Raw genomic sequence first — 25,992 nt, forward strand, 5'->3', positions numbered from 1 at the left:
GCAGCCCTCGATGTTTGGCTCCCCGACCTGGGCTCGAACCAGGGACCTACGGATTAACAGTCCGGCGCTCTACCGACTGAGCTATCGGGGAACAACAAACAGCAGAGAAGCGAAATTGTATGAGGTGCTATGGGACCTGTCAATAGCGGCGCGACGGCGGCCGGTCATCCCAATCACGCTTCGCCAGCATGGTTCGATGTCGATTCAGTGACGCCGACAGGGCGGCGTATCAACGCTCGAGCAGCGCGAGCTTTTCCTTCACATCCTTGAAATCGTCGGCTTCGGGCAGCGGCGCTTTCGTTTTCGTGATGCTCGGCCATCCCTTCGCCAGCTCCGCATTGAGCGGAGTGAAATGCTGCTGGTCGGAAGGCACGTCTTCTTCAGCGTAAATCGCGTTCACCGGGCACTCGGCCACGCACACGGCACAGTCGATGCACTCGTCCGGGTCGATCGCGAGGAAGTTGGGACCTTCGCGAAAGCAGTCCACCGGGCACACATCGACGCAGTCGGTATAGCGGCACTTGATGCAGCTTTCGGTCACAACGTGAGTCATTCAGGCAACTCCAGGAACGGTAGCGGTATGGGGGATATTGGGGATGGCAAGACGCCAAAAAAGCTATTGTAACGTAACGTCAACAGGCGCATGTGGCAGCGCTCCGCCGCTTTTATATCGTTTCGTGATTAGTTTATGGCTGGCGCAAACCCGTGTTGCGCCGGGCCGGGCAGGCGGTGTCCGGGCACGCGCGCTGGGTTGGGCCGGGCCGCCGGGCTCATTCGGGTAACATCCGCTTGCCTGCTTACTCGCGTGAGCGGCGCGGCATCACATTCGCATACACTGAACCTCGCGTTCCTCCGTTTGTTCGTGCCCGGCTTGCCACAACATGATCATTACTTCGCTGCTCGATACCGACCTGTACAAGTTCACGATGATGCAGGTCGTGCTGCACCATTTCCCGGCGGCTAGCGTCGAGTACCGGTTTCGCTGCCGCACGCCGAACATCGACCTCGTGCCGTACATCGACGAGATCCGCGACGAAGTGCGCAAGCTCTGCCAGTTGCGCTTCAACGACGGCGAACTCGACTACTTGCGCCGGCTGCGCTTCCTCAAAGGCGACTTCATCGACTTCCTCGGGCTCTTTCATCTGAACGAGAAGAACATTTCGATCTCACCGTCCAAAAAGGGCAACGGCGAGATCGACATTGAGATCGATGGCCCATGGCTGCATACGATCCTCTTCGAAGTACCGGTGCTCGCGATCGTCAATGAAGTGTATTTCCGCAACACGCAGCAGCAGCCGGACTACCGCGCAGGCCGCGAACGGCTCACGGACAAGATGGCGTTGCTCGGCGCGAAGCCCGAGTTCGCCGACTGCAAGATCGCCGACTACGGCACGCGCCGCCGCTTTTCGAAGCAGTGGCACGAGGAAATACTGCTCACGCTGAAGGACGGACTGCGCGAGCAGTTCGCCGGCACGAGCAACGTCTACTACGCGATGAAGCACGGCCTGACACCGCTTGGCACGATGGCGCACGAGTATCTGCAGGCGTGCCAGGCGCTCGGGCCGCGGCTGCGCGATTCGCAGATATACGGCTTCGAGATGTGGGCGAAGGAGTATCGCGGCGACCTCGGCATCGCGCTCTCCGACGTGTACGGCATGCAGGCGTTCCTGCGCGACTTCGACATGTACTTCTGCAAGCTCTTCGATGGCGCCCGCCACGATTCCGGCGACCCGTTCGACTGGGGCGAGCGGCTGCTCAAACACTACGAGGCGAACCGTTGCGACCCGCGCACGAAGGTGCTGGTGTTTTCCGACGCGCTCGATATTCCGAAGGTGCTGCAACTGTACGAGCGCTTTCGCGGCCGCTGCAGGCTCGCGTTCGGCGTCGGCACGAACCTGACGAACGATCTCGGCTATCAGCCGCTGCAGATCGTGATCAAGATGGTTCGCTGCAACGGCCAACCGGTCGCGAAGCTGTCCGATTCGCCAGGCAAGAACATGTGCGACGACAAGGCGTATCTCGCGTACCTGCGCCAGGTGTTCGGCATTACGCAGCTCACCGACGACGAAGCGGAATGCGGCAAGTGAACGCACGCGGATGCGGCGCCGGATGGCCGCACGAACCGGTACGCAACGCGCTGGCACAGCCAGGTCGCCCGATCAGGATACGATGCCGCTCGCGGCACATTCATCGGCCGAACGGCCGGGTGTGATGCACAAGCACCGGCCGGTATAATTCGCCAGATGTCGCTTCATCGCACCAGCAACGATACGGGACTTCGCTCATGGATACATCCACCGCCCGCCGCAACATCCTCGCGCGCATTCGCGCGGCGCAGGGTCGCGAGCCCGAACCGGCTGCCGGCGAGCGCGAAGCTGCGCAAAGCTATATGGCAAGCCACCCGCGCGGGCCGCGGCCACCGTTGTCGGAGGATCTCGTCGCACACTTCGTTGAGCGTGCGCAACTGATGGCTTCCACGGTCGACACGGTCGATGCGCTGGCCGACGTTCCCGCTGCCGCCCATCGGTATCTGACCGCACAGGGGCTGCCGGTGCAGGCCATCGCGTGGCAGACGCTGCAAGCGCTGCAATGGGCCGAGGCGGGCATGACGGTCGAATTCCGCAAGCCGCAGGACGCGGACAAGGTCGGGCTCACCGGGTGTTTCTGTGCGATCGCGGAAACCGGCACGCTGGTTCTGCTGTCAGGGCCGGAAACCTACGCGTCGGCGGCGCTGCTGCCCGAAACGCATATCGCCATCGTGCCGGCGTCGCGCATCGTCGGCTGCCACGAAGATGCGTTCGACCTGATCCGCAGCGAACGCGGCGAACTGCCGCGCGCGTCGAACTTCGTGTCGGGGCCGTCGCGTACCGCCGATATTGAACAATCGGTGGTGCTCGGCGCGCATGGTCCGTATCGCGTGCACACGATCATCGTGCGCGGCGCGTAAGCGTCCGTTTGCGACGCGTGTGCACCCCGCCGCGCATTCACAACATCCCGCTCATCTCGCCCCGCTCGACTTGCCCGCCGACTTGCCTGTGCGATTAATTGCATCTCTATCTGCTGCGCGCGCCGCCGTGCCGGCCGCGTTCGGCACGCTGGGCGCTGTGGCGCTCGCGCTATGGCCGCAGCTTGCGTGCGCGGCGAGTGTCGACGGTGCAGCGCTATCGGCGTGGTGGGGCGTGCCGTTCGCGTGCATGCTATTGTCGATCGCCATTTTTCCGCTGGTCACGCCAGCTTTCTGGCATCACCACTACGGCAAGATTTCCGCGGGATGGGCGCTAGCACTGCTGGTCCCGTTCGCGTTCGCATTCGGTCCGGTGGCCGCGCTCGGCGCGCTGATGCACGCGCTGCTGGAAGAGTACGTGCCATTCATCGTGCTGCTCACCACGCTTTACATCGTCGCGGGCGGCGTATGCATCGGCGGCAATCTGCGCGGTTCCTCACTTCTGAATACCGGGCTCCTCGCGCTCGGCACATTGCTCGCGAGCATCATGGGGACGACCGGCGCAGCGATGCTGCTGATCCGCCCGCTGTTGCGCGCAAACGATAACCGCAAGCACGTCGCGCATGTCGTGGTGTTCTTTATTTTTCTGGTGGCGAATGTGGGCGGCTCGCTGTCGCCTCTCGGCGACCCGCCGCTTTTCCTCGGCTTTCTGAACGGGGTGAGCTTTTTCTGGACCACCACGCACCTCGCGTTGCCCATGCTGTTCAACTGCGCGGTGCTGCTCGCGGCGTTCTACGCGCTCGATACGTTTTATTTCCGGCGCAGCGGCGAAGCACGCGCGCCGTTTCTCGACCCGACGCCGGATTCTCGCTTATTCTTCATCGACGGCAAGATCAACTTTGTGCTGCTGGCCGGGGTGGTCGCGCTGGTGCTGATGAGCGGTTTGTGGAAGCCTGGCATCGTATGGAACCTGTTCGGCGCGCGCGTCGAATTGCAGAATGCGGTGCGCGATGCCGCACTCGTCGTGATCGCGCTTGCGTCGCTCGCGCTCACGCCGCGCGCGGCGCGCAAGAGCAATGCGTTCGACTGGGCGCCGATCAAGGAAGTCGCCAAGCTGTTCGCGGGTATCTTCATGACCATCGCGCCGGTCATCATGATGCTGCGCGCGGGAGAGGCGGGTGCGTTCGCGCGCCTTGTGCATCTGATTCATGACGAGTCGGGCCATCCGCGCGATGCAATGTATTTTTGGGCGACCGGCCTGCTGTCGTCGTTTCTCGACAATGCGCCGACTTACCTCGTGTTCTTCAATATGGCGGGCGCCGATGCGCAGCACCTGATGACGACCGGCGCGTCGACACTCACAGCGATCTCGGCCGGCGCGGTGTTTATGGGCGCGAACAGCTATATCGGCAACGCGCCCAATTTTATGGTGAGGGCGATCGCGGAATCGCGCGGCGTGCGGATGCCCAGCTTTTTCGCGTACCTCGCGTGGTCGGGTGTGGTGTTGATACCGTTGTTTATCGCGACAACGTGGTTGTTTTTCTGAAGCGGCTTGCAGCGCCCACCGTGCGGCAATCAGATGCGACGGTGCGGCGCGTCACTCGGAGAATGGCAATGCAAAAGATCCTGGTCGCACGTCCGATTTTTCCGGATGTCATCGAGCGGCTCGAGCAGTACTTCGAAGTCGACTGGAACAACGGCGACGTGCTCAGCAACGACGCGTTGCTCAAGCGCCTCGCGGACAAGGATGGCGCGCTGACGGCCGGCGATCCGATCGGCGCGGCGACGTTGGCGGCTGCGCCGCGCCTGCGCGTCGTGTCGAACATGGCGGTCGGCTACAACAATTTCGACATGGCCGCCTTCAACGCGGCGAACGTGCTCGGCACCAACACGCCGGACGTCCTTAACGAAGCGACCGCGGACTTCGGTTGGGCACTGATGATGGCCACCGCCCGCCGCGTCGCGGAATCGGAGCACTGGCTGCGCGCCGGCCACTGGAAGAAGTGGGCGTATGACAGCTTCCTGGGCACCGACGTGTACGGCTCGACGCTCGGCGTGATCGGCATGGGCCGCATCGGCCAGGCGCTCGCGCGCCGCGCGCGCGGCTTCAACATGCAGGTGATTTACCACAACCGTTCTCGCGTCGCGCCGCACATCGAAGCGGAATTGAACGCGCAATACGTATCGAAAGAAGATCTGCTCAAGCGCGCCGATCACGTCGTGCTCGTATTGCCGTACAGCGCCCACAGTCATCACACCATCGGCGCGGCCGAGCTCGCGTTGATGAAGCCGACCGCGACGCTGACCAACATCGCGCGCGGCGGTATTGTCGACGACGCGGCATTAGCCGTTGCGTTGCGCGACAAGCGCATCGCGGCAGCGGGCCTCGATGTGTTCGAAGGCGAGCCGAGCGTGAATCCAGCGCTGCTGACGGTGCCGAACGTCGTGCTGACGCCGCATATCGCCAGTGCGACCGAGACAACGCGCCGCGCGATGGCCAATCTCGCCGCGGACAACCTGATCGCCGGGCTCGGCGAGGGGCCGCGTGCAGGGCGTCCACCCAATCCGATCAATCCTGATGTGATCGGGAAGGCGCGTTCATGATCGCCGCACTGCTCGCGGCGGACGTCGTACTCGCGGTGGCGCTCGTGATCGCGCTCATCGTGTTGACGCGCGGCGGCGCTCGAGGACGCGACGGCGAACGTTTCGACGAACTGGGCGGTCGCATCGCGTCGAGCGCCGCTGCGCAGACGCGCGAGTTCGAGCGGCTCGAGCGCGAACTGCGCAATGACATCACCGAAACGGCGCGGGTCTCGCGCACCGAGCTCTCGGGCGGTTTCTCGCAGTTCCAGCAAACCCTCGCCGCCCAGTTCACGAGCATGACAAGCGTGCAAAGCGGCAAGATCGACGGCTTTGCGCAGCAGCTCGTGAAGCTCACCGAAAGCAATGCGCAGCAACTCGATGCGGTGCGTCACAGCCTGCAATCGCAGGCGCAGCAGGCACGCGACGAGCAGGGCAAAACGTTGAAGGATTTTGGCGACTCGCTGATGCAGCGGTTTGCGCAAATGACTGAAGCGAATGATCGCCGCTTCGCGGAGGTGCGTGCGACGGTCGAGCAGCGTCTGAAGGACATCGAAGCGAACAATGCGACCAAGCTCGACGAGATGCGCCGTACCGTCGACGAAAAGCTGCATGCGACGCTCGAGCAGCGCCTCGGCGAATCGTTCAAGCTCGTGTCCGAGCGCCTGGAGCAGGTGCATCGCGGCCTGGGCGAAATGCAGACGCTCGCGGCCGGCGTCGGCGACCTGAAGAAGGTGCTGACTAACGTGAAAACGCGCGGCACGTGGGGCGAAGTACAGCTCGAAGCGTTGCTCGAGCAGATGTTGACCGCCGACCAGTACGCGAAGAACGTCGCGACGAAACCGAAGAGCGCGGAGCGCGTCGAGTTCGCGATCCGGCTGCCCGGCAAGTCGTCTGCGCAAGGCGCGGCGGAGCCGGTGTGGCTGCCGATCGATGCGAAATTCCCGCGCGAAGATTACGAACGGCTCATTGAAGCGCAGGAGCGTGCGGACCCGGTGGCGGTCGAAGAGGCGTCGCGCGCGCTCGAAGCCCGCATTCGCGGCGAGGCGCGCACGATCGCCGAGAAGTACATTGCGCCACCGCACACGACTGACTTCGCGTTGCTGTTTCTGCCGACCGAAGGGCTCTACGCGGAGGTGTTACGGCGGCCGGGCCTGACCGACCTGCTGCAGCGCGACTACCGGGTGACGATCGCCGGTCCGACGACGTTGACCGCGTTGCTGAACAGCCTGCAGATGGGTTTCCGGACGCTCGCGATCGAGCAGCGTTCAAGCGAGGTATGGCAGGTGCTCGGCGCGGTGAAGACCGAGTTCGGTCAGTTCGGCGATGTGCTTGCAAAGACCAAGGCGCAACTCGAAACGGTCACGCGCTCGATAGAAAAGGCGGAAGTGCGCACACGCGCAATGAACCGCAAGCTGCGCGACGTCGAAGCGTTGCCTGGAGAAGAAGCGCGCGAACTGCTCGGCGATGCATTGTCCGGGTCGGATGCGGATGAACCCTGACTGCACCCTGAGCGCACTGCGCAATGCGTGCGCGCGACCGCAACGACAAACCGTCATTGACTCCCGCGGCGTCTATTGGGATTGCGCGTCGCTGCGGCCACCCGTTGCAAGCCGCTCGAGCGCGTCGTCGGTGATCCGCACGATGCGCCAGTCAGGCAGCACGCTCGCACCCATTTTTTCGTAGAAGTCGATGGCCGTCTGATTCCAGTCGAGCACCGACCATTCGAAGCGCCCGCACTGCCGTTCCACCGCAAGCGCCGCGAGCTGCCGCAGCATCGCCGAGCCGAGCCCGTTGCCGCGTTGCGACGGCTGCACATACAGGTCTTCCAGATAAAGCCCGCGGCGGCCGAGGAACGTCGAGTAATTGTGGAAGAAGAGTGCGTAGCCGACGAGGCGGCCTTCGCTTTCGGCGACGAGCGCCTCCGCCGACGGATGAGCGCCGAACAGCGCGTCGTGCACGCCCGCTTCAGTTGCGATGAACAGATGCGTGAGCTTTTCGTATTCGGCCAGCTCGCGCATCAGCGCGAGCATCGCGCCGACGTCTGCCGGCGTCGCCGCACGGATCGCCGACGCCATCAGGCTTCCTCCGGCACGTCGCTCAGCTGGATTTCAATGCCGCCGAAGCGCGATGCGACCCAGTTGTACGCGTGACAGGCGATCCACAGCAGGACGAAGCCGAGAATCGCGTTGAGCAGCAGCGCGCTGAACACGGTGCTGAACTCGACCGAGCCATAGCGGAAAAAGGCGACCAGCACACCGAGCAGCACGATCGGCACGCTGAACGTCAGGTACACGAGGATCAGCGCTTTGGCGGTTTGTCCCGGTGCGATGAACGAGATCTGTTTTTTCATTGAGGTCGTACCCGTGAGTCGCGTAGTGAGCAATGTTAGTAAGCCTTGTTTTTGCGCGCGGTATTTTCCGCCGAATCGTGACGCGAATGCGCGCGTGTCAAATTAAACCGTCAAACAGCATGATGTCGACAATATCGCCCGCGTCGACGTCGGCCTGGTCATGTGCGAGCACGATAAAGCAATTCGCTTCGCTCATCGAGCTGAGCACGCCTGAGCCCTGCGAGCCTGTCGGCGTAACCTGCCAGCGGCCATCGGCGGCGCGGCGCGCGGTGCCGCGCTGAAACTCGGTGCGGCCAGGACGCTTGCGGACCGATGTCGCCGACGTTGCGTGCAGCACCGGTGGCGGCTGCAAGGTGGCGCCGGCCATGATCAGCAATGCGTCGCGCACGATCTGATAGAACGTCACCATCACCGCGACCGGGTTGCCCGGCAAGCCGAAGAACAGCGCCGGGTCGCCCACGCCGGCGCGCCCGCCCGACCATACGCGGCCGAACGCCATCGGCCGGCCGGGGCGCATCGCGAGACTCCAGAAGGCGACGTCGCCGAGCGCGCGCGACAGGTGTTGGGTCAGGTCCGCTTCGCCGACCGATACGCCGCCCGACGTCAGGATCACGTCGGCGCTCGCGGCCGCGGTGAGCAGTGCCTTCTCGAGCGCCGCCGGTTCGTCGCGCACGACGCCGAGATCGATTGCATCGAAGTTCAGACGGCGCAGCATCGCCAGCAGCGTGTAGCGGTTGCTGTCGTAGACGCAGCCCGGATCGAGCGACTGACCGATCGAGCGCAACTCGTCGCCCGTCGAAAAGAACGCAACGCGCAAGCGGCGGCGCACCGCGACGTCGCCGATACCGAGCGACGCGAGCAGGCCGAGGTCCGATGCCCGCACGATGCGTCCCGCGCGCAGCGCTGGCGCGCCGCGTGCGAGGTCTTCGCCGGCACGGCGCCGGTTCGCGCCGCCGCGCAGCGTGGTCGCGGCAAAGCGGATCGACTGACCGTCTTCGGCGGCTTCCACCTGTTCCTGCGGCACCACCGTGTCGCAGCTGGCGGGCATCAGCGCACCGGTCATCACGCGCACGCATTGCGTAGGGGTGATGTCGCCCGTGAACGGATGGCCGGCGAGCGCCTTGCCGGCCACCGCGAGCGTGACCGATCCATCGGCCGCTGCCGCCGCGTCGGCGAGCGCGGCGCCGTTGAATGCATAACCGTCCATCGCCGAGTTGTCGTGGGCCGGCACGTCGATCGGCGACACGATGTCTTCGGCCAGCACGCGATCGAGCGCGTCCGACAGCGACACGCGCTCGGCAGCCGCGATCGGCGTCGCCCACTGGCGCACGATGGCCTGGGCGGCCGAAACCGGCAAAGCTTGAGGGTCGAACTGCGCTACGCAGCGTGAAAGTTCGTTGGACGTGGTCATGAATGGGGAGACGTCGCGACCGGATAGCGGTTCGGCGGTCGCCGGGCGAATACGGCAAAGACAGCCGGAAGCGGGAGCCCGCTGCCCTCAGTTTCGTTCGAGGTCGGCCAGTTCTTGCAAGGAATTGACATTGTAGAACGCGCGTTCATCGGCAAAAGTGACTTCGACGGTCTTGTGGCGCGCGTACCACGCGCGGACCTTGCGCTCGCCCGCATGCAGAAAGGCAGCGAGGTCGTCGGCAAGCGACGTGCGCAGCAGCGCGAAGACCGGGTGAATCGACACCTCGTGCTGCGCATTCACGGTTGCGACCGTCGCGATATCGGCGCCGGCTGCGTCGAGCGCGTCGGCGAGGCGCGCGGCGAGGTCGGCAGGCAGTGCCGGCGTGTCGCACGGTGCGCCAAGCATAAAGCCGGTGTGCGCGGCGCGCAGGCCCGTTAACATGCCCGCGAGCGGACCCGGAAAGTCCGGCAACGTATCGGCGATCACGGTGGCGCCGAACGGCGCGCCGAGCGACGCGTAGCGTTCGGGATTGCGGTTCGCGCTGATCAGCAGCGGCCCGGTTTGCGACGCGAGGCGCTTCAGCACATGCAGTGCGAGCGGCTCGCCGCGCAGCATCTGCAGCCCTTTGTCGACGCCGCCCATGCGCATGCCGCGGCCGCCCGCGAGCAGCAGGCCGGTGATCTGGTCAATGGGGATCGGCATAGGGCGAGTGCGAGCCTGGAAGGTAAGAGGACGTGTGGTGCGACGTCGACGCGAGTGCGCGAACCGGCCTTTGCCGCTAGCCGCCGATGTACGACATTTCGACGCGCCGTTCCGCCGTTTCAGCGCGGGCCTGGGCGCTGTCGCGCAGTTGCGAATAGCGGTCCGCACGCGCTTCCCAGATATGCGCGATCGCGGTGGCAATCTCGTCGTCGCTCGAGCCGTTGCGTAACAGCGTGCGCAGGTCGTGACCGTTCGACGCGAACAGGCACAAATACACCTTGCCTTCAGTCGATAGCCGCGCGCGCGTACAGGTGCCGCAAAACGCACGCGTGACGCTCGAGATCACGCCGATCTCGCCGCTGCCGTCCGCGTAACCCCAGCGCTGCGCGGTTTCGGCCGCGCTGTGCGGTTCGAGCGGGGTCAGCGGGAAGTGCGCACCGATGCGCGCGACGACTTCCGCGGACGGCAGCACTTCAGTCATGTTCCACCCGTTCGACGTGCCGACGTCCATATATTCGATAAAGCGCAGCACCGAGCCACTGCCTTTGAAGTGGCGCGCCATCGGCAGGATCTCGCGGTCGTTCGTGCCGCGCTTGACGACCATATTGATCTTCACCGGCGCAAGGCCGATCGACTGCGCGATGTCGATGCCGGTGAGCACATCGTCGACCGCGAAGTCCGCGTCGTTCATCGTGCGAAACAACGTGTCGTCGAGCGCGTCGAGGCTGACTGTGACGCGCTTCAAGCCCGCATCCTTCAGGCTGCGCGCCTTGCGTGCGAGCAGTGAGCCGTTGGTCGTCAGGGTCAGGTCAAGCGGGCGGCCGGCCGGTGTCGTCAGGCTCGCCAGACGCTCGACCAGGAACTCGATGTTTTTGCGCAGCAGCGGTTCGCCGCCGGTTAGGCGGATCTTCTCGACGCCCTGTGCGACGAAAAGCCGCGCGACGCGTGCGATTTCCTCGAAGGTCAGCAGCGCGCTGTGCGGCAGGAACGGGTAATCCTTGTCGAACACCGAACGCGGCATGCAATAGATACAGCGGAAATTGCAGCGATCCGTGACCGAAACGCGCAGATCACGCAACGGTCGCGACAATGTGTCGCGCAACTCGCCGCGTGGCGCTTGCGCAGGTCCGGAAATGACCGGCACCGCGCTGACGTCGGTCAAAGGAATGATGCGTCGGGACATGGTTCGTTTATCGAGATGCAGTGCTCCATTCTAGCGGAACGCCCGTTTCCGCTCGATTCGGGTAATGCCTGCCAATGGTGAGAAAGCCCGCCATTGTGGGGGCGGGCTCTGCTTGCGGCTCGGCGTCGACTGGCCGCTGGTGGAGCGAGGGTGGCGTGACGGTAGCGTTACCGTGGCGTAATTCCGACCGGATGGTGGGCTGCCGGGCTCGCCGCAGCGCCGACGCCGCAAGCTCGCGGTGTCCAGCGTTGCCCGATCCTGTCGGTTTGCACACGGCCCGGCAAGTTTCTGCCGGGCCGCCTCCCTGCTTTATTGCGGTGATTTCACCGTTTCGACCTGCTGCATCGGCGTCGGGTCGACCGGCGGCAGCGGCTTGCGCTCGCGCGGCACGCGTCCCGGCGGGACAACGCTCGCGGCGGCCTCCTGCGCGGCGCGCAGCTTGTCGGCATCCGTGTTGACCCAGACAAGGCCGGCGCTTTCGAGCATCGGCTGCAGGTCTTCCGGTGACAGCCGCGTGGCGGCAAGGTGCGTGCCGTTTGCGCGCGATGCTTGCGGCTCGGCAACCGGGACCGGAGTCTCGGCCGGGGCAGTGACAGCCTCGGCCGCGGCAACGGTGTAGGGCGCCGGCTCGGCGGTTTTTGCCGGTTGCGCGGCTTCGAAGGCTTCCGCGCGCGGTGCTTCCGTTTGCGGCGCCGGCTCGGCAGCCGATGTCGCAGGCTGGGGCTCGGCGACCGGTTCGAACGGGGCCGGTGCTGCCGCAGCGGGCTGCGAGTCGGACTGTGCGGTCACGCTCGACGGTTCGAGCGCGGCCTGAACCGCGGATGATCCCGTCGTCTGCGGTGTAGCCGCCGTCGGCGTACCGGATTCGTCCGCTGCAGCAGCATGGGTTTCCGCGACCGGAGGCGTCGACACGGTGGGTGCCTGCGCAGCCGGCGACTGCGGCTGCGTTTGCGCAGTTGCTGCATCGCCGGTTGCCTGGGCTTGCGCGACCGGGATCACGTGCTCGACCATCGCGGCCTTTTCGGCGGCGAGAGCCGGCGTTTCCGTCGCTGCGTGCAACTCGGTGACGACGTGCGATTGGGTCGCGACTGCCGCCACGACCACGTCTACCGGCGCTTCCACGGGCTGCTGCGGTTCGTGACGGCCGGTATGCTCCGGCGCGCGCACCGGCGCTTCGGCGCTCACGCTTGCGCCATTGCCTTCCGCTTCGGCCATGTCCGCTGCCGTGTTGACGTTCACGCCTTCTTCTTCGCGCTCACGGCGGCCACCACGGCGGCCGCGGCGGCGGCGACGACGTTCCTCGCCGTCACGTGCCGCTTCCTGCTCGACCGGCGCGGCGCCGCCCGTCAGGCTCGCTTGCGCCTGGGCGGCGACGTCCGCTGCCTGCGCGTCAGCCTGATTCAGCGCATCAGCGCTCTCCTGCTGCGGACGGCGGCGCTCGCCGCGTTCGACGCGATCGGGGCGTTCGCGGCGCTCCTGACGCTCGCCGCGTGCACCGGCCTCCGCGCTGTCGACGCGCTCTGCCGCGCGGTCCTGACCACGTTCTGCGCGCTCAGCGCGGTTGTCGCGACCTTCGCGGGTGTCCCGATCGCGGTTCTCGCGCGGTTCACGCCCTTCGCGGGTATCCCGGCCCTCGCGGCCGCCGCGCGTTTCGCGGGTGTCGCGCGCATCGCGTTCATCGCGCCGTGGCTGCTGCCCCGGACGACCGCCGGCTGCCGCGCTCTCGCCGCGCGTGACCGTGTCGCGCGCCGCACCGCCGCGGCGGTTGCGATTGCGTTCGTTGCCGCGCTCGCCGTTGCGTTCGCCACGTTCACCGCGTTCCGCGCGCTCGCGGGCCGGGCGTGTGGCCTTTTCAGCCGGCACGGACGCCGGCGCGGGAGCGGCCGGCTGCATGCCGAACAGACCCTTCAGCCAGCCGATAAATCCGCCCGCAGCGGGCGTTACGGGGAGCGGCGCCGGCGTGGCTGCCGGACGCACCGGTGCGCTCGGCGCCGGTTTTTCCGGCGTGATGCCCTTCACCGCGGCTTCCTGCTTCGGCTTCACTTCTTCGACGCGCTTGCTGTAGCCGGTTTCGGACTCCAGCTCGCGAGCCGCTTCCTCGGCCATCTTCCACGATGCGCGCGGGTCGTCGAGCCGCGCATCGTCGTGACGCAGACGCTCGAGCTTGTAGTGCGGCGTATCGAGGTGCTTGTTCGGCACCAGCACGACGTTGACCTTGAAGCGCGACTCGATCTTGTTGATTTCCGAGCGCTTTTCGTTGAGCAGGAAGGCGGTGACCTCGACCGGCACCTGGCAATGGATCGCCGCGGTGTTTTCCTTCATCGCTTCTTCCTGAATGATCCGCAGCACTTGCAGCGCGGACGATTCGGTATCGCGGATGTGGCCCGTGCCGTTACAGCGCGGGCAGGTGACGTGGCTGCCTTCGGACAGCGCCGGGCGCAGCCGCTGGCGCGACAGCTCCATCAGGCCGAAGCGCGAGATTTTGCCCATCTGCACGCGCGCGCGGTCGTGCTTGAGCGCATCCTTCAGCCGCTGCTCGACCTCGCGCTGGCTTTTCGCCGACTCCATGTCGATGAAATCGATCACGATCAGGCCGCCCAGGTCGCGCAGACGCAGCTGGCGCGCGACTTCGTCGGCGGCTTCGAGGTTCGTGCGCGCCGCGGTTTCTTCGATGTCGGCGCCCTTCGTGGCGCGCGCCGAGTTCACGTCGATCGCAACGAGCGCCTCGGTGTGGTCGATCACGATCGCGCCGCCCGACGGCAACGGCACTGTGCGCGAGTACGCGGTTTCGATCTGATGCTCGATCTGGAAGCGCGAGAAGAGCGGGACGTCGTCGTGGTAACGCTTCACCTTGCTGACGTTGTCCGGCATCACGATGTCCATGAAGGCGCGCGCCTGGTCATGGATTTCGGTCGTGTCGATCAGGATTTCGCCGATGTCCGGCTGGAAGTAGTCGCGAATCGCGCGGATCACGAGGCTCGATTCGAGATAGATCAGCATCGGCTGGCCGGACTGGCCGCTTTGCGACGCCGCCTCGATCGCGCGCCACAGTTGCATCAGGTAATTCAGGTCCCACTGCAGTTCTTCGGCGCTGCGGCCTATACCCGCCGTGCGCGCGATGATGCTCATCCCGTCGGGCAATTGCAGCTGCGCCATCGTTTCGCGCAGTTCCTGCCGGTCGTCACCCTCGATGCGGCGCGACACGCCGCCGCCGCGCGGGTTGTTCGGCATCAGCACGAGATAGCGGCCGGCGAGCGAGATGAAGGTGGTGAGCGCCGCGCCCTTGTTGCCGCGCTCTTCCTTTTCGACCTGAACGATCAGTTCCTGGCCTTCCCTGAGCGCGTCCTGGATGCGCGCGGAGCGCATCTCGACGCCGTCGCGGAAGTATTGACGGGCGACTTCCTTGAATGGCAGGAAGCCGTGGCGGTCTTCGCCGTAGTTGACGAAGCAGGCTTCGAGCGACGGCTCGATGCGCGTGACGATGCCCTTGTAGATATTGCCTTTGCGCTGTTCGCGGCCGGCGGTTTCGATGTCGATATCGATGAGTTTTTGCCCATCGACGATGGCGACGCGCAGTTCTTCCTGCTGCGTCGCATTGAACAGCATGCGTTTCATTGAACGGCTCCAGAGCGGCTTTGCATGGCCCGCGCCCGGCAAACGACGAGGTTGCAGCAGCAAGTGCAACCTCAGCGCCGGACGATGGACGACGGCAAGCCGCGCCTTATTGTGTTTTCACAAGCACGCTGGAGCGGGAAACATGGCGGGGAGAATTGCCTTAGGAGGGCGCCGTCCGCAAGAAAAGGACGACTGCCGCAGGGCACATGCGAACACGGCTTCAAATAAAACGGCATGACACGCCGCGAGCCCTGCCGACCGCCTGCATACGCCTTCATCCATTCCCACCGGCGCGCCAACGGGGCGCGTGACCGGACGGGCGAAGGCTGCGGTCTGACGCAGCTTGGGATTCGCTTGCAGCGCGATGTCCCGCTCGAAGCTGTCTTGCCTGATTTTTTGACGTCGCCAAGTCCCGCACTCTTCGCAGGACGCCATGGGCGCTCGCCGTATTTTCGCCACTGACGCGCCTCGCATCGAACCGCCACCGGGATCAGGACCGGGAGCCAGAGCGTGCCATTCGAACCCGCGGTTCAAACGCGACGTCTGGGCCCGAAGTAGAGCCCGGTAAGCGACCGCCCGATGCCGGGCGCGCCAGTCAAATTCTTTTTGACCAAAGTTCCGTTACCGCGGAGCCGTCCCGACCGAACGCGCCTTTGGGCGCTGTCCCTGCCGGATACGGCTTCCGTGCGTGCAACTTGTTGCATCTCGTTGTCAGGGGTGAGCAACCAGCCCCCGGCGCAAGTAAGATGTCGGTTTATCACTTGCACCTGTGCAATCCGCCCGCGGTTCGGCTAACACGCCGGTTTCATCGCGCCGGTCGAACCCGCCGCCCGCCTCAGACTGCTGGGCAAATTATATTCAGAATGAAAGAGTTAGGCAAAATTTCCGAGAAACCGGTCGCAAGTGATCAGGTGTCGATCATCGAAGTCGATGACAGCGCGGCCGGTCAGCGGATCGATAATTTTTTGTTGCGCGTCTGTAAAGGCGTGCCGAAAAGCCATATTTATCGAATTCTGCGCAGCGGGGAAGTGCGGGTGAACAAGGGGCGGGTCGATGCGCAGTATAGGCTTGCGTACGGCGATCTGGTGCGGGTGCCGCCGGTTCGCATCGCGCACAATCAGGCCGAACTCAGGCCGCTGCCGCCGCCGTCCGCGCATTTCACGATTTTGTATGAGGATGAGCATCTACTCGTGATCGACAAGCCGGCCGGCGTCGCCGTGCATGGCGGCAGCGGCGTCGCGTTCGGCGTCATCGAGCAGTTGCGCGCCGCGCGTCCGCACGCGAAATTCCTCGAACTGGTGCATCGGCTCGACCGCGAGACCTCGGGCGTGCTGATGCTCGCGAAAAAACGCGCGGCGCTCGTCGATCTGCACGAACAGATTCGCGAAAACCGGATCGACAAGCGCTATTACGCTTGTGGGCACGGCGAGTGGGCGAACGACTGGGGCCGCCGCCGGGCGGTCAAGGAGCCGTTGCACAAATATCTGCTGCCGGACGGCGAACGGCGCGTGCGGGTCCAGCCGGACGGCCTGCCGTCGCACACGGTGTTCAATCTGGTGGACCGCTGGCCGGGCTACGCGCTGATGGAGGCGGAACTGAAAACGGGCCGGACCCACCAGATACGCGTTCATCTTGCCCATATCGGCTTGCCGATCGTCGGCGACGCGAAGTATGGCGATTTCGCACTGAACAAGGCGCTCGCCCGCGCGAACGCCATGCCGGGGTTGAAGCGCATGTTCTTGCATGCGCACCGGCTGAAGCTCACGCATCCGGCGACCCGCGAGACCCTGCAGTTCGACGCGCCGCTGCCGGCCGAGTGCCGGCGCTTCGTCGAGCAACTGGCCGAGCTGCACGGCCCCACTTCCTCTCATCACGCGACGCACACGCATGGCTCGACAGCAATTTGATCTGATCGTCTTCGACTGGGACGGCACGCTGATGGATTCGACCGCGCATATCGCGCGCAGCATTCAGGCCGCGTGCCGCGATCTCGGGCTGCCGGTGCCGGCCACCGAAGCGGCGAGCTACGTGATCGGTCTCGGTCTGCGCGATGCGCTTCACATCGCCGCGCCGACACTCGATCCGGCCGATTACCCCCGACTGGCCGAGCGCTACCGCTTCCATTTCCTGGTGAAAGACCCGGCCACCGAGCTTTTCGCGGGCGCGCACGACATGCTCGCCGAATTGCGCGACACCGGTTACCTGCTCGGCATCGCGACCGGCAAGAGCCGCGTCGGCCTGAACCGCGCGCTCGACGAGGCGCGCCTGACGAGCCTCTTCGACGGCACCCGCTGCGCCGACGAAACTTTTTCGAAGCCGCATCCCGCGATGCTGCACGAACTCACGCGCGAGCTCGGACAGGACCCGGCGCGCACCGTGATGATCGGCGATACGACACATGACCTGCAGATGGCGGTCAATGCGGGCGTCGCCGGCGTCGGCGTCGCTTACGGCGCGCATCCCGCCGATTCCCTGACGCCGTTCGGGCCGAAATTCATTGCTGAAAGCATTGGCTCGCTGTCCGACTGGTTGCGCGAGCACGCATGATGAGTGCAGGCACCCGAGCGGTCGAACCTGTGCGCGTGTGCGCGTCCGACGAACTCGTCGACGGCGGCGCGGGCCTGCGGCGCGACGCGACGTACGGCGGCGGTAACGTCGTTGTATTCTTCGTGCGCTACGATGGCACCGCATACGGCTACCTGAATCGCTGTGCGCACGTGCCGATGGAGCTCGACTGGGTCGAAGGTCAGTTCTTCGAATCGTCAGGTTTATACTTGATGTGCTCGACGCACGGCGCGATCTACGCGCCGGACACGGGGAAATGCGTCGGCGGTCCGTGCCGTGGCGGCAGGCTGCGCGCGGTGCGGGTCGAAGAGCGCGAAACGCCCGACGGGCGTGCGGTTTTCTGGCTGCCGGATGATGAGCTTCGGCCGGTTTGTGCCGAACCCGAAATGCCCTGAACATGCCCGGATCCCTCTCCGGAATATTCCAATCGATGCTGGCGGCAACGCATGTCTGACAATCTCACTCCCGATTCCAACGAACCGGCCGACCGCAAGCCGGCACCCGGCCGCGAGCCTAGCACTGAGCCCGGGTGGGAGCGCGCCGCGCTCGAACGCATCGCGCTGGCCGCGATTGCCGAGCAGCGTGCGTCGCGGCGCTGGCGGATCTTTTTTCGCTTCGTGTTGCTCGGTATCCTGGTGATCGTCGGCTGGGGCATCTTCGATCTGTCCGGAGACCATGTGACGACCGGCCGTCATACCGCGCTCGTGAACCTCGACGGTGAGATTTCATCGGACACCAACGCGAACGCCGAAGACATCAACTCCGCGCTAGACGACGCGTTTGACGACGCCGGCACCGCGGGCGTGATCCTGCATTGCAATAGTCCGGGCGGCAGTCCGGTGCAGGCGGGCATCATCTACAACGAAATCCGCCGGCTGCGCGGCAAGCACCCGTCAATTCCCTTGTACGTGGTGGTCGGCGACATGTGCGCGTCCGGTGGCTATTACGCGGCGGCGGCGGCGGACAAGATCTATGTCGACAAGGCGAGCATCGTCGGCTCGATTGGCGTGCTGATGGACGGTTTCGGCTTTACGGGCCTGATGGACAAGCTCGGCGTCCAGCGGCGTTTGCATACGTCCGGTGAAAACAAGGGCTTTTTCGATCCGTTCTCGCCTGAAACGCCGAAGATGGACGCGCACGCGCAGCAAATGCTCGATGAAATTCATACGCAATTTATCGACGCGGTGCGCCAGGGGCGTGGCAAGCGGCTGCATGAAACGCCGGACATTTTCTCGGGCCTGTTCTGGACCGGCCAGAAGAGCGTCGATCTGGGGCTCGCCGATGGCTTTGGCGACACCGATTATGTGGCGCGCGAGATTATCAAGGCGGCGGATATCGTCGACTACACGGTCAAGGAAAGCATCACCGATCGTGTCGCGCGCAAGTTCGGCGCAGCGGTGGGGAGTGCGGCGATTCACGCGATGATTCTCGGTGGGAAGCTCAATTTACGGTGACGCGCGCGGCGCGCCGCCGGGTGCGTGGGGTCCGGCAGGCGCGTGTTTGGCGGCTAAGCCGTCGACTCGATCGGCGGCTAGATCGGCGGTAAATCGTTGTTTGCGGTTAAATCGCCAGCAACAGAAAAATCGCCGGCCGCTTGTGCAAATCGGGCGCGGGCTTCTTCTTCCAGTCACTCACGGCACGGCTCACAATCGTTTCGCTGTCGAGCGTCAGATCGACCGCGACACACACGAGCGTCGATGGCGCACACGATGCGAGCAGCGTGTCGAGCAGGGCGCGATTGCGGTATGGCGTTTCGATAAAGATCTGCGTTTGCTTTACCTTGCGCGACTGCTGCTCGAGTTCGCGTAAGCGCTTGGCGCGCTCGCCGGCGTCGACCGGCAAATAGCCGTGAAAGGCAAAACTCTGGCCGTTGAGCCCCGACGCCATCAGCGCGAGCAAAATCGAGCTCGGCCCGACGAACGGCACGACCTTGACGCCCCGCTCATGCGCGCGCCGTACGAGCAGCGCGCCCGGATCGGCGACCGCCGGACAACCGGCCTCCGACACCAGCCCCGCGTCAGTGCCCGCGAGAATCGGTGCGAGCAGCCGATCGATTTCACCGGCGGGCGTGTTCACATTCAGTTCGCGAATCTCGATTTCCTGGATCGGGCGCTCGGTGCCGACTTTCTTCAGAAACACGCGCGTGGTTTTCGCGTTTTCGCCGATGTAATAGGTCAGCGCCGCGGCGCGCGCACGCACCGGTGCCGGCAGTACGGCGGCCAGCGCTTGCGCGTCGCTTTCGCCAAGCGTGTTCGGGATCAGATACAGCACACCGCTCATCGCGCCTCCCAAAGCGGGTAGCCCGCTGCGAGCAGCATCCCGGACAGCGCAATCAGCGGCAGGCCGATCAGCGCGGTCGGATCGTCTGATTCGATCGCTTCCAGCAGCGTGATGCCGAGCCCTTCGGCCTTTGCGCTGCCCGCGACGTCGTACGGCGTCTCGGCGCGCAGATACGCATCGAGCGCGGCATCGGACAGATCGCCGCGAAAGCGTACGCGGGTGATGACGTCGATGCACCGTGCGTCGATGGTGCGACTGTCGAACACGCACAGCGCACTGTGGAACAGGACCTCACGGCCGCGCATCGCCTGTAGTTGTGCCAGCGCCTTGTCATGCGTGCCGGGCTTGCCGATCTGCAGGTTGTCGAAGGTCGCCACCTGGTCAGACCCGATCACGAGCGCGGCGTCGTCGGCGGCGAGGCTTGCGGCGACTGCGCGTGCTTTCGCTTCGGCGAGCCGCAGCGCGGTCGCAGCGGGGCTTTCGCCGGCAAGCGGTGTTTCATCGACCGCGGGCACGGCGACATCAAATGGAACGCGCAGGCGTTCGAGCAACACGCGGCGGTAGCGCGAGCTCGATGCGAGAATCAGGCGGGGCGGGTGTTGGATGGGTTCCGGCATGCTGAAATCGGGTTTTGAAAGGTTGCCCGCTGGCGGCTTTGCACACACGGGCTTAAGTGTTTGACTCTTAAAGACAAAGCGGATATAGTCTTGGGCTTTTCTAGCGGCGGCTCCTGCGGATAGGGAAAGCGCTGGGAAAGCGCCGGGCGCACGTAGTGCCGTTGTGCGGGCCGTTGAGCAACATCGGCTCACGTCGCGCCAACATCGTGCACAAGGCAGGGGACGAACATGACGCATTCGACTCACGAATCTGGCAGCCCCGCGGGCAAGTCCGCCGCGGTGGACCCGCGGCAGTTCGACCTGTTCGAGTTTGCGCGCAGCGGGCGGCAAGCCGCCGGTGTGGTGCGCATTTCGCAACTGCCGCGCATGTTAAACGAAGTCCCGGCGGAAGTGCCAGCCGACGAACGCGATACCGCGTTCACCTGGCAAGCCGAAGGGTCGACGCAGCCGGAGTTGCAGGACGACGGCACCGAGGGGCCGCAGCCGTATCTGCGGCTCGCCGTTCACGGTGCCGCGTGGCTCGAGTGCCAGCGCTGCCTTGCGCCGTATGAGCAGGCGTTCCATGTCGACGCGATTTACCGGATCGTCGGCACTGAAGCGGAAGCGGAAGAGTTTCCGCTCGACGAGGATGAAGTTGACGTGATCGTGGGTTCGCGCCAGTTCAATCTCGTCGAGCTGATTGAAGAAGAATTGCTGCTGTCGTTGCCGCTCGTGCCGAAGCACGATGTGTGTCCGCAAGTGCATGAGAGTCTGGTGTCGGGTGTAAGCGGTGCGGAACAGGGCGAGCACGAAGAAGCAGATGAACACTCCGGCGCCGAGGACGAACGGCCGAATCCGTTCGCGGCGCTGCAAGGCCTGAAATCGAAAGGCCCGAAAGGATCGGCCGGTTCGGGTGGCGAGCGTTGAACGGGCCGCAGCGGGTCGAATAAGCAAGCCGAAAAGCAGGTCGAACAAGCAGGTTGTAGGGGTAGCGTGAAGCGGGGCGGTGAGTGGGCCGGCCAGTGGCGGTCGCGGCGTCGCGCTGTGTTAGAATTCGGAAAATTTTCAGGAGTTATCATGGCAGTTCAACAGAACAAGAAGTCGGCGTCCCGGCGTGGACAGCACCGTGCACACGATTTCCTCACCGCGGCGCCGCTCGCAGTTGAGCCGAGCACGGGTGAAGTGCATCTGCGTCACCACATCAGCCCGAACGGCTACTATCGCGGCAAGAAAGTCGTCAAGACGAAAAACGACTAATCGCCGAAGCGTGTTGCGCCCACTCATAGGCGTTGCGCGCGGCGATGGGTTCGTCGCTGTCGGATCCGCGGCGGTTTGCACTGCTGCAGGTTTAACGGTTGAGTTATTCACCGCCGGCTTGACAGACACTCGCCTGACATTTTCCCGGCATCGAAAAGGCGGCATTCACTTGCCGCTTTTTTGTGCCTGAAATTCGTCGCATTCGATGACTGTAAAACTCACGATCGATTGCATGGGAGGCGACCACGGCCCGTCCGTGACCGTTCCCGCTGCCGTCAACTTCGTTCGCTCGCATCCCGACGCGCAGCTGATGCTGGTCGGTATCGAAAGTGCGATTCGCGCCCAGTTGAAGAAGCTGAAGGCGTTGAACGAGCCGGCGCTGACGGTTGTGCCCGCCACCGAGATCGTCGCGATGGACGATCCGGTTGAGATCGCGCTGCGCAAAAAGAAAGACTCGTCGATGCGCGTGGCGCTCAATCGCGTCAAGGAAGACGACGCGCAGGCCTGCATTTCGGCCGGCAACACCGGCGCGCTGATGGCGGTGTCCCGCTACGTGCTGAAAACGCTGCCGGGCATCGAGCGCCCGGCGATCGCGTTCGCGCTGCCGAACCCGACCGGCTATACGACGATGCTCGACCTGGGCGCCAACGTCGATTGCGAGCCGCAGCATCTGTTGCAGTTCGCCGAGATGGGTCACGCGCTCGTGTCCGCGCTGGAAGGCAAGGAGCGTCCCACTATCGGGCTCTTGAACATCGGCGAAGAAGTCATCAAAGGCAATGAGACGATCAAGCGCGCGGGCGAATTGCTGCGCGCAAGCACGCTGAATTTCCGCGGCAACGTCGAGGGCGACGACATCTATAAGGGAACGACCGACGTGATCGTCTGCGATGGTTTCGTCGGCAACGTCGCGCTGAAGACGTCGGAAGGTCTTGCGCAAATGCTGTCCGATATCATCAAGGAAGAGTTCGGGCGGTCGTGGCTCACCAAGGTGATGGCGGTGCTCGCGCTGCCGGTGCTGCTGCGCTTCAAGAAGCGCGTCGATCACCGTCAATACAATGGCGCGGCGCTGCTCGGCTTGCGCAGCCTCGTCATCAAGAGCCACGGTTCGGCTGACGCCTATGCGTTTGAGTGGGCCATCAAACGCGCGTATGATGCCGTCAAAAATGGCGTGCTCGAACGCCTTGCGCGCGCGATGGAGGAGAACGCGGGCTCACTTGAACAGGCGAAGCAAGCCGCGCGCGATGCAAGCAGCGCGGCGGCGACGGCGAATCCGGGAGACCCGGCCAATCCCGCAAATCCGACGCCGGCCGATCCGGCAGCCCCGGCCAATCCCGCCGGCGCGGTCAGTTCCGGCGGTCCCTCGGGTCCCCTCGCAGGTCGCGCCGAGCCCTACGCCGCATCATCCTCGAAGGCATAATGGCGCAATCCACTACCTACTCCCGCGTGCTCGGCACCGGCAGTTATCTGCCGCCGCAGCGCGTCTCCAATCAGGAACTGGCCGATCGTCTCGCGAAGCAGGGCATTGAGACGAGCGACGAATGGATCGTTGCCCGCACGGGCATTCATGCGCGCCATTTTGCCGAACCTGACGTGACGACCAGTGAACTGGCGCTGCTCGCATCGCAGCGCGCGATCGAAGCGGCCGATGTCGATCCGCAATCGATCGATCTGATCATCGTCGCGACATCGACCCCGGATTTCGTGTTTCCGAGCACCGCGTGCCTGTTGCAGAACAAGCTGGGCATCCGCAACAACGGCGCGGCCTTCGACGTGCAGGCGGTGTGCTCCGGTTTCGCATACGCGGTCGCGACCGCCGACAGCTTTATCCGCAGCGGCCAGCATCGCACCGCACTGGTGGTTGGCGCCGAGACGTTTTCGCGCATCCTCGATTTCAATGACCGTACCACCTGTGTGCTGTTCGGCGACGGCGCGGGGGCGGTCGTGTTGCAGGCTTCGAATGAGCCGGGCGTGCTCGCGAACGCGCTGCATGCGGACGGCAGCTATTCGAACATTCTGTGCACGCCGGGGAATGTGAATGGCGGCGTGGTGACGGGCAGCGCGTTCCTGCATATGGACGGTCAGGCGGTGTTCAAGCTTGCGGTGGGCGTGCTAGAAAAGGTCGCGGTCGAAGCACTCGAAAAAGCGAACCTGAAACCCGAGCAGGTCGACTGGCTGATTCCGCATCAAGCCAATATTCGCATCATGCAAAGCACGTGTCGCAAGCTCGGCCTGCCGCAGGAGCGGATGATCGTCACCGTGCACGAACACGGCAATACGTCGGCCGCTTCCATTCCGCTCGCACTCGACGTGGCGGTCCGCGACGGTCGCATCAAGCGCGGCCATCACGTGCTGATCGAAGGTGTCGGCGGCGGCTTTACATGGGGCGCTTCGGTGATCCGTTTCTGACGGCTGACGTTCCATCCACGGTGGCGCCGGCTGCGCGCGATGCATGCCCGCGTGTCGGATACCGCGGGGCGCATCGTGCGTCGCGCTCATACGAAATGCAGCGCGACGCCGCGGACATTCGAATACATCGACTTGGGGGGTGATATGAAATTTGCGTTCGTTTTTCCGGGCCAAGGCTCGCAATCGGTCGGCATGCTGAACGCGTTCGGCGATCATCCTGTTGTGCGCGAGACGGTTCAGGAAGCGTCGGACGCACTCAACCAGGACATCGGCAAGCTGATCGCCGAAGGCCCGGCGGATGATCTGAACCTCACCACCAACACGCAGCCTGTGATGCTGACCGCGGCGTATGCGATCTATCGTGCATGGCGCGCGGACGGCGGTCCGGCGCCGGCGATCGTCGCGGGTCACAGCCTCGGCGAGTATACGGCGCTGGTCGCCGCCGGCGCACTGAAGTTTCGCGACGCGGTGCCGCTCGTGCGCTTTCGCGCGCAGGCAATGCAGACGGCCGTGCCCGTCGGCCAGGGCGGCATGGCGGCGATTCTCGGTCTCGACGACGAAACGGTGCGCGCGGTGTGCAAGGAAGCCTCCACCGCCGGCACGGTCGAAGCGGTCAACTTCAACGCGCCGGCACAGGTCGTGATCGCGGGCCACAAAGCGGCGGTCGAGAAGGCCTGCGAAATCGCGAAGGCCAAGGGTGCGAAGCGCGCATTGCCGCTGCCGGTGTCGGCGCCGTTTCACTCGTCGCTGCTCAAGCCCGCTTCCGATCAGCTGCGTGCGTATCTCGCGAACGTCGAGGTCGATGTGCCGTCGATCTCGGTGATCAACAACGTCGACGTGGCGGTCGTCCATGAGCCGGCCCGCATCAAGGACGCGCTCGTGCGTCAGGCGGCCGGCGCGGTGCGCTGGGTCGAATGCGTGCAGGCGATGGCGAAAGCGGGCGTGACGAACGTGTTCGAATGCGGTCCGGGCAAGGTGCTTGCTGGTCTGACGAAGCGCATCGACGGCAATCTCGGCGGCGCGGCGATCGTCGATCCGGCGTCGCTCGACGACGTGCTCAAGCAGGTGAGCGCGCAATAAGCGGTAGCGGACGGAAGTCAACAGAAGTCAACGGAACAAAGCGGTAGCGTCACCGGAAACGAAGGGTCGCCGCCGCGGCAGTTGGGTTTAAACCGCCTGCGAACAGCGGGCACAGTGGAATTCACGATGGATAAATCTCTCGACAAGCAGGTCGCAGTGGTCACCGGCGCATCGCGCGGCATCGGTCGCGCGATCGCGCTCGAACTGGCCCGTCAGGGCGCGACCGTGATCGGCACCGCGACCAGCGAGAGCGGCGCGCAAGCGATCACCCAGGCGTTCAACGACGCGGATCTCAGCGGCCGCGGCGTGGTGCTGAACGTCAACGATGGCGCCGCGGTGGAAGCACTGATCGATGGCACAGTGAAGGAATTCGGTTCGCTCAACGTGCTGGTCAACAACGCGGGTATTACCCAGGACCAGCTCGCGATGCGGATGAAGGACGAAGACTGGGAGGCGGTGCTCGACACGAACCTGAAGGCGGTGTTCCGTCTGTCGCGCGCGGTGCTGCGTCCGATGATGAAGGCGCGCGGTGGCCGCATCATCAACATTACGTCGGTCGTCGGCGCGGCGGGTAACCCCGGTCAGGCGAACTACGCAGCGGCGAAGGCGGGCGTCGCCGGCATGACGCGCGCGCTTGCGCGCGAGATCGGCAGCCGCGGCATCACGGTCAACTGTGTCGCACCGGGGTTCATCGATACGGACATGACTCGCGTGTTGCCCGAAGAGCAGCAGGCGGCCTTGAAGGCGCAAGTGCCGATCGGCCGCCTGGGCACGCCGGAGGAGATCGCGCATGCGGTCGTGTTTCTCGCATCGCCGCAAGCGGCCTACATTACAGGCATCGAGTTGCACGTGAACGGCGGCATGTATATGTCGTAATCAAATTCGGTTACTATCCGCGCCGCGATGCAGTTTCGCACGCGCGTGGACGGTGCCTTCGCAGCAACGTGCGCGCCGTTTTGCAGCGGGGCAAACCTGATAAAATGCGCGCACCTGTATTTATGAACTTTTTTCCCTTGGAGG

24 protein-coding genes and 1 tRNA gene are annotated in these 25,992 nt (G+C 64.6%); 15 read left to right on the forward strand and 10 right to left on the reverse strand.

What is annotated here, in order from left to right; genetic code table 11:
* Nucleotides 1-15 precede the first annotated feature (15 nt).
* Together HV796_RS09875 and fdxA are read right to left on the reverse strand one after the other, a co-directional pair.
* A tRNA-Asn gene (locus HV796_RS09875) sits at nt 16-91 on the reverse strand.
* 138 nt (nt 92-229) lie between these two features.
* Entirely contained in the window at nt 230-553 is a 324-nt protein-coding gene (gene fdxA, locus HV796_RS09880) for a ferredoxin FdxA (protein ID WP_134193097.1), read from the reverse strand.
* Nucleotides 554-881: 328 nt separating this feature from the next.
* Here fdxA and pncB point away from each other — a divergent pair, with 328 nt between their 5' ends.
* The 5 genes from pncB to HV796_RS09905 all read left to right on the forward strand — a co-directional run bounded on the left by pncB (nt 882) and on the right by HV796_RS09905 (nt 7,026).
* Nucleotides 882-2,087 carry a nicotinate phosphoribosyltransferase gene (gene pncB, locus HV796_RS09885; protein WP_175226292.1) on the forward strand — a complete coding sequence of 402 codons (1,206 nt, stop codon included), beginning with the start codon at nt 882-884 and terminating at the stop codon, nt 2,085-2,087.
* Nucleotides 2,088-2,284: 197 nt separating this feature from the next.
* Nucleotides 2,285-2,947, forward strand: coding sequence for a LutC/YkgG family protein (locus HV796_RS09890; protein ID WP_175226293.1), 663 nt, complete (start codon nt 2,285-2,287; stop codon nt 2,945-2,947).
* A 148-nt stretch (nt 2,948-3,095) separates the two neighbouring features.
* Nucleotides 3,096-4,490 carry a sodium:proton antiporter gene (locus tag HV796_RS09895; RefSeq protein ID WP_377692964.1) on the forward strand — a complete coding sequence of 465 codons (1,395 nt, stop codon included), beginning with the start codon at nt 3,096-3,098 and terminating at the stop codon, nt 4,488-4,490.
* Nucleotides 4,491-4,558: 68 nt separating this feature from the next.
* On the forward strand, nt 4,559-5,548 hold the full coding sequence (locus tag HV796_RS09900) for a 2-hydroxyacid dehydrogenase (protein WP_175226295.1): 990 nt from the start codon (nt 4,559-4,561) through the stop codon (nt 5,546-5,548).
* Nucleotides 5,545-7,026, forward strand: a complete 1,482-nt coding sequence (locus HV796_RS09905) for a DNA recombination protein RmuC (protein WP_175226296.1) — start codon at nt 5,545-5,547, stop codon at nt 7,024-7,026. Before HV796_RS09900 ends, HV796_RS09905 begins: the two co-directional genes overlap by 4 nt.
* A gap of 72 nt (nt 7,027-7,098) precedes the next feature.
* Here the strand turns inward: HV796_RS09905 and HV796_RS09910 are convergent, their stop codons facing one another.
* From HV796_RS09910 to HV796_RS09935, 6 genes are all read right to left on the reverse strand, one after another.
* A complete protein-coding gene (locus HV796_RS09910) occupies nt 7,099-7,602 on the reverse strand; it encodes a GNAT family N-acetyltransferase (protein WP_175226297.1) in 504 nt (167 codons plus the stop codon).
* A complete protein-coding gene (locus HV796_RS09915) occupies nt 7,602-7,877 on the reverse strand; it encodes a hypothetical protein (protein ID WP_134193090.1) in 276 nt (91 codons plus the stop codon). Before HV796_RS09915 ends, HV796_RS09910 begins: the two co-directional genes overlap by 1 nt.
* A gap of 97 nt (nt 7,878-7,974) precedes the next feature.
* Nucleotides 7,975-9,288: a molybdopterin molybdotransferase MoeA gene (gene moeA / locus HV796_RS09920; RefSeq protein ID WP_175226298.1), complete on the reverse strand. Its 1,314-nt coding sequence runs from the start codon at nt 9,286-9,288 to the stop codon at nt 7,975-7,977.
* A gap of 87 nt (nt 9,289-9,375) precedes the next feature.
* A complete protein-coding gene (gene mobA, locus HV796_RS09925) occupies nt 9,376-9,990 on the reverse strand; it encodes a molybdenum cofactor guanylyltransferase MobA (RefSeq protein ID WP_175226299.1) in 615 nt (204 codons plus the stop codon).
* 76 nt (nt 9,991-10,066) lie between these two features.
* Nucleotides 10,067-11,173, reverse strand: a complete 1,107-nt coding sequence (gene moaA / locus HV796_RS09930) for a GTP 3',8-cyclase MoaA (RefSeq protein ID WP_175226300.1) — start codon at nt 11,171-11,173, stop codon at nt 10,067-10,069.
* Nucleotides 11,174-11,482: 309 nt separating this feature from the next.
* Nucleotides 11,483-14,788, reverse strand: a complete 3,306-nt coding sequence (locus HV796_RS09935; RefSeq protein ID WP_175226301.1) for an Rne/Rng family ribonuclease — start codon at nt 14,786-14,788, stop codon at nt 11,483-11,485.
* Nucleotides 14,789-15,651: 863 nt separating this feature from the next.
* On the opposite strand from HV796_RS09935, the gene HV796_RS09940 reads away from it, so the two are divergent.
* The 4 genes from HV796_RS09940 to HV796_RS09955 are packed head-to-tail and all read left to right on the forward strand — an operon-like array spanning nt 15,652 to nt 18,807.
* Nucleotides 15,652-16,695, forward strand: a complete 1,044-nt coding sequence (locus HV796_RS09940) for an RluA family pseudouridine synthase (RefSeq protein ID WP_175226302.1) — start codon at nt 15,652-15,654, stop codon at nt 16,693-16,695.
* Nucleotides 16,676-17,335, forward strand: coding sequence for an HAD-IA family hydrolase (locus tag HV796_RS09945; RefSeq protein WP_175226303.1), 660 nt, complete (start codon nt 16,676-16,678; stop codon nt 17,333-17,335). Before HV796_RS09940 ends, HV796_RS09945 begins: the two co-directional genes overlap by 20 nt.
* Entirely contained in the window at nt 17,335-17,748 is a 414-nt protein-coding gene (locus tag HV796_RS09950) for a Rieske (2Fe-2S) protein (RefSeq protein WP_377692966.1), read from the forward strand. The genes HV796_RS09945 and HV796_RS09950 overlap by 1 nt, the downstream gene beginning before the upstream one ends.
* A gap of 51 nt (nt 17,749-17,799) precedes the next feature.
* Complete coding sequence (locus HV796_RS09955) at nt 17,800-18,807, forward strand: S49 family peptidase (protein ID WP_175226305.1); 1,008 nt, start codon at nt 17,800-17,802, stop codon at nt 18,805-18,807.
* Between the two features lie 106 nt (nt 18,808-18,913).
* On the opposite strand, the gene HV796_RS09960 is transcribed toward HV796_RS09955, so the two are convergent.
* A complete protein-coding gene (locus tag HV796_RS09960) occupies nt 18,914-19,633 on the reverse strand; it encodes an SAM-dependent methyltransferase (RefSeq protein WP_175226306.1) in 720 nt (239 codons plus the stop codon).
* Entirely contained in the window at nt 19,630-20,250 is a 621-nt protein-coding gene (locus tag HV796_RS09965) for a Maf-like protein (protein ID WP_175226307.1), read from the reverse strand. The genes HV796_RS09960 and HV796_RS09965 overlap by 4 nt, the downstream gene beginning before the upstream one ends.
* 228 nt (nt 20,251-20,478) lie before the next feature.
* Between HV796_RS09965 and HV796_RS09970 the strand changes: the two genes are divergently transcribed.
* The 6 genes from HV796_RS09970 to fabG all read left to right on the forward strand — a co-directional run bounded on the left by HV796_RS09970 (nt 20,479) and on the right by fabG (nt 25,848).
* On the forward strand, nt 20,479-21,156 hold the full coding sequence (locus HV796_RS09970) for a DUF177 domain-containing protein (protein WP_175226308.1): 678 nt from the start codon (nt 20,479-20,481) through the stop codon (nt 21,154-21,156).
* 150 nt (nt 21,157-21,306) lie between these two features.
* A complete protein-coding gene (gene rpmF / locus HV796_RS09975; RefSeq protein ID WP_175226309.1) occupies nt 21,307-21,486 on the forward strand; it encodes a 50S ribosomal protein L32 in 180 nt (59 codons plus the stop codon).
* A 205-nt stretch (nt 21,487-21,691) separates the two neighbouring features.
* Nucleotides 21,692-22,903: a phosphate acyltransferase PlsX gene (gene plsX, locus HV796_RS09980; RefSeq protein ID WP_175226310.1), complete on the forward strand. Its 1,212-nt coding sequence runs from the start codon at nt 21,692-21,694 to the stop codon at nt 22,901-22,903.
* Nucleotides 22,903-23,892 carry a beta-ketoacyl-ACP synthase III gene (locus HV796_RS09985; RefSeq protein ID WP_175226311.1) on the forward strand — a complete coding sequence of 330 codons (990 nt, stop codon included), beginning with the start codon at nt 22,903-22,905 and terminating at the stop codon, nt 23,890-23,892. Before plsX ends, HV796_RS09985 begins: the two co-directional genes overlap by 1 nt.
* Nucleotides 23,893-24,036: 144 nt before the next feature.
* Nucleotides 24,037-24,972 carry an ACP S-malonyltransferase gene (gene fabD / locus HV796_RS09990; RefSeq protein WP_175226312.1) on the forward strand — a complete coding sequence of 312 codons (936 nt, stop codon included), beginning with the start codon at nt 24,037-24,039 and terminating at the stop codon, nt 24,970-24,972.
* Between the two features lie 126 nt (nt 24,973-25,098).
* A complete protein-coding gene (fabG, locus tag HV796_RS09995; RefSeq protein ID WP_175226313.1) occupies nt 25,099-25,848 on the forward strand; it encodes a 3-oxoacyl-ACP reductase FabG in 750 nt (249 codons plus the stop codon).
* The last annotated feature ends 144 nt before the right edge of the window (nt 25,849-25,992 follow it).

This window comes from Paraburkholderia humisilvae, assembly GCF_902859855.1.
Lineage (GTDB): Bacteria > Pseudomonadota > Gammaproteobacteria > Burkholderiales > Burkholderiaceae > Paraburkholderia > Paraburkholderia humisilvae.

What these genes read in the sequence shown, in the direction of transcription:
- fdxA (WP_134193097.1), bottom strand. Translation starts at nt 553, where the DNA reads ATGACTCACGTTGTGACCGAAAGCTGCATCAAGTGCCGCTATACCGAC.
- pncB (WP_175226292.1), top strand. Translation starts at nt 882, where the DNA reads ATGATCATTACTTCGCTGCTCGATACCGACCTGTACAAGTTCACGATG.
- HV796_RS09890 (WP_175226293.1), top strand. Translation starts at nt 2,285, where the DNA reads ATGGATACATCCACCGCCCGCCGCAACATCCTCGCGCGCATTCGCGCG.
- HV796_RS09900 (WP_175226295.1), top strand. Translation starts at nt 4,559, where the DNA reads ATGCAAAAGATCCTGGTCGCACGTCCGATTTTTCCGGATGTCATCGAG.
- HV796_RS09905 (WP_175226296.1), top strand. Translation starts at nt 5,545, where the DNA reads ATGATCGCCGCACTGCTCGCGGCGGACGTCGTACTCGCGGTGGCGCTC.
- HV796_RS09910 (WP_175226297.1), bottom strand. Translation starts at nt 7,602, where the DNA reads ATGGCGTCGGCGATCCGTGCGGCGACGCCGGCAGACGTCGGCGCGATG.
- HV796_RS09915 (WP_134193090.1), bottom strand. Translation starts at nt 7,877, where the DNA reads ATGAAAAAACAGATCTCGTTCATCGCACCGGGACAAACCGCCAAAGCG.
- moeA (WP_175226298.1), bottom strand. Translation starts at nt 9,288, where the DNA reads ATGACCACGTCCAACGAACTTTCACGCTGCGTAGCGCAGTTCGACCCT.
- mobA (WP_175226299.1), bottom strand. Translation starts at nt 9,990, where the DNA reads ATGCCGATCCCCATTGACCAGATCACCGGCCTGCTGCTCGCGGGCGGC.
- moaA (WP_175226300.1), bottom strand. Translation starts at nt 11,173, where the DNA reads ATGTCCCGACGCATCATTCCTTTGACCGACGTCAGCGCGGTGCCGGTC.
- HV796_RS09935 (WP_175226301.1), bottom strand. Translation starts at nt 14,788, where the DNA reads ATGAAACGCATGCTGTTCAATGCGACGCAGCAGGAAGAACTGCGCGTC.
- HV796_RS09940 (WP_175226302.1), top strand. Translation starts at nt 15,652, where the DNA reads ATGAAAGAGTTAGGCAAAATTTCCGAGAAACCGGTCGCAAGTGATCAG.
- HV796_RS09945 (WP_175226303.1), top strand. Translation starts at nt 16,676, where the DNA reads ATGGCTCGACAGCAATTTGATCTGATCGTCTTCGACTGGGACGGCACG.
- HV796_RS09950 (WP_377692966.1), top strand. Translation starts at nt 17,335, where the DNA reads ATGAGTGCAGGCACCCGAGCGGTCGAACCTGTGCGCGTGTGCGCGTCC.
- HV796_RS09955 (WP_175226305.1), top strand. Translation starts at nt 17,800, where the DNA reads ATGTCTGACAATCTCACTCCCGATTCCAACGAACCGGCCGACCGCAAG.
- HV796_RS09960 (WP_175226306.1), bottom strand. Translation starts at nt 19,633, where the DNA reads ATGAGCGGTGTGCTGTATCTGATCCCGAACACGCTTGGCGAAAGCGAC.
- HV796_RS09965 (WP_175226307.1), bottom strand. Translation starts at nt 20,250, where the DNA reads ATGCCGGAACCCATCCAACACCCGCCCCGCCTGATTCTCGCATCGAGC.
- HV796_RS09970 (WP_175226308.1), top strand. Translation starts at nt 20,479, where the DNA reads ATGACGCATTCGACTCACGAATCTGGCAGCCCCGCGGGCAAGTCCGCC.
- rpmF (WP_175226309.1), top strand. Translation starts at nt 21,307, where the DNA reads ATGGCAGTTCAACAGAACAAGAAGTCGGCGTCCCGGCGTGGACAGCAC.
- plsX (WP_175226310.1), top strand. Translation starts at nt 21,692, where the DNA reads ATGACTGTAAAACTCACGATCGATTGCATGGGAGGCGACCACGGCCCG.
- HV796_RS09985 (WP_175226311.1), top strand. Translation starts at nt 22,903, where the DNA reads ATGGCGCAATCCACTACCTACTCCCGCGTGCTCGGCACCGGCAGTTAT.
- fabD (WP_175226312.1), top strand. Translation starts at nt 24,037, where the DNA reads ATGAAATTTGCGTTCGTTTTTCCGGGCCAAGGCTCGCAATCGGTCGGC.
- fabG (WP_175226313.1), top strand. Translation starts at nt 25,099, where the DNA reads ATGGATAAATCTCTCGACAAGCAGGTCGCAGTGGTCACCGGCGCATCG.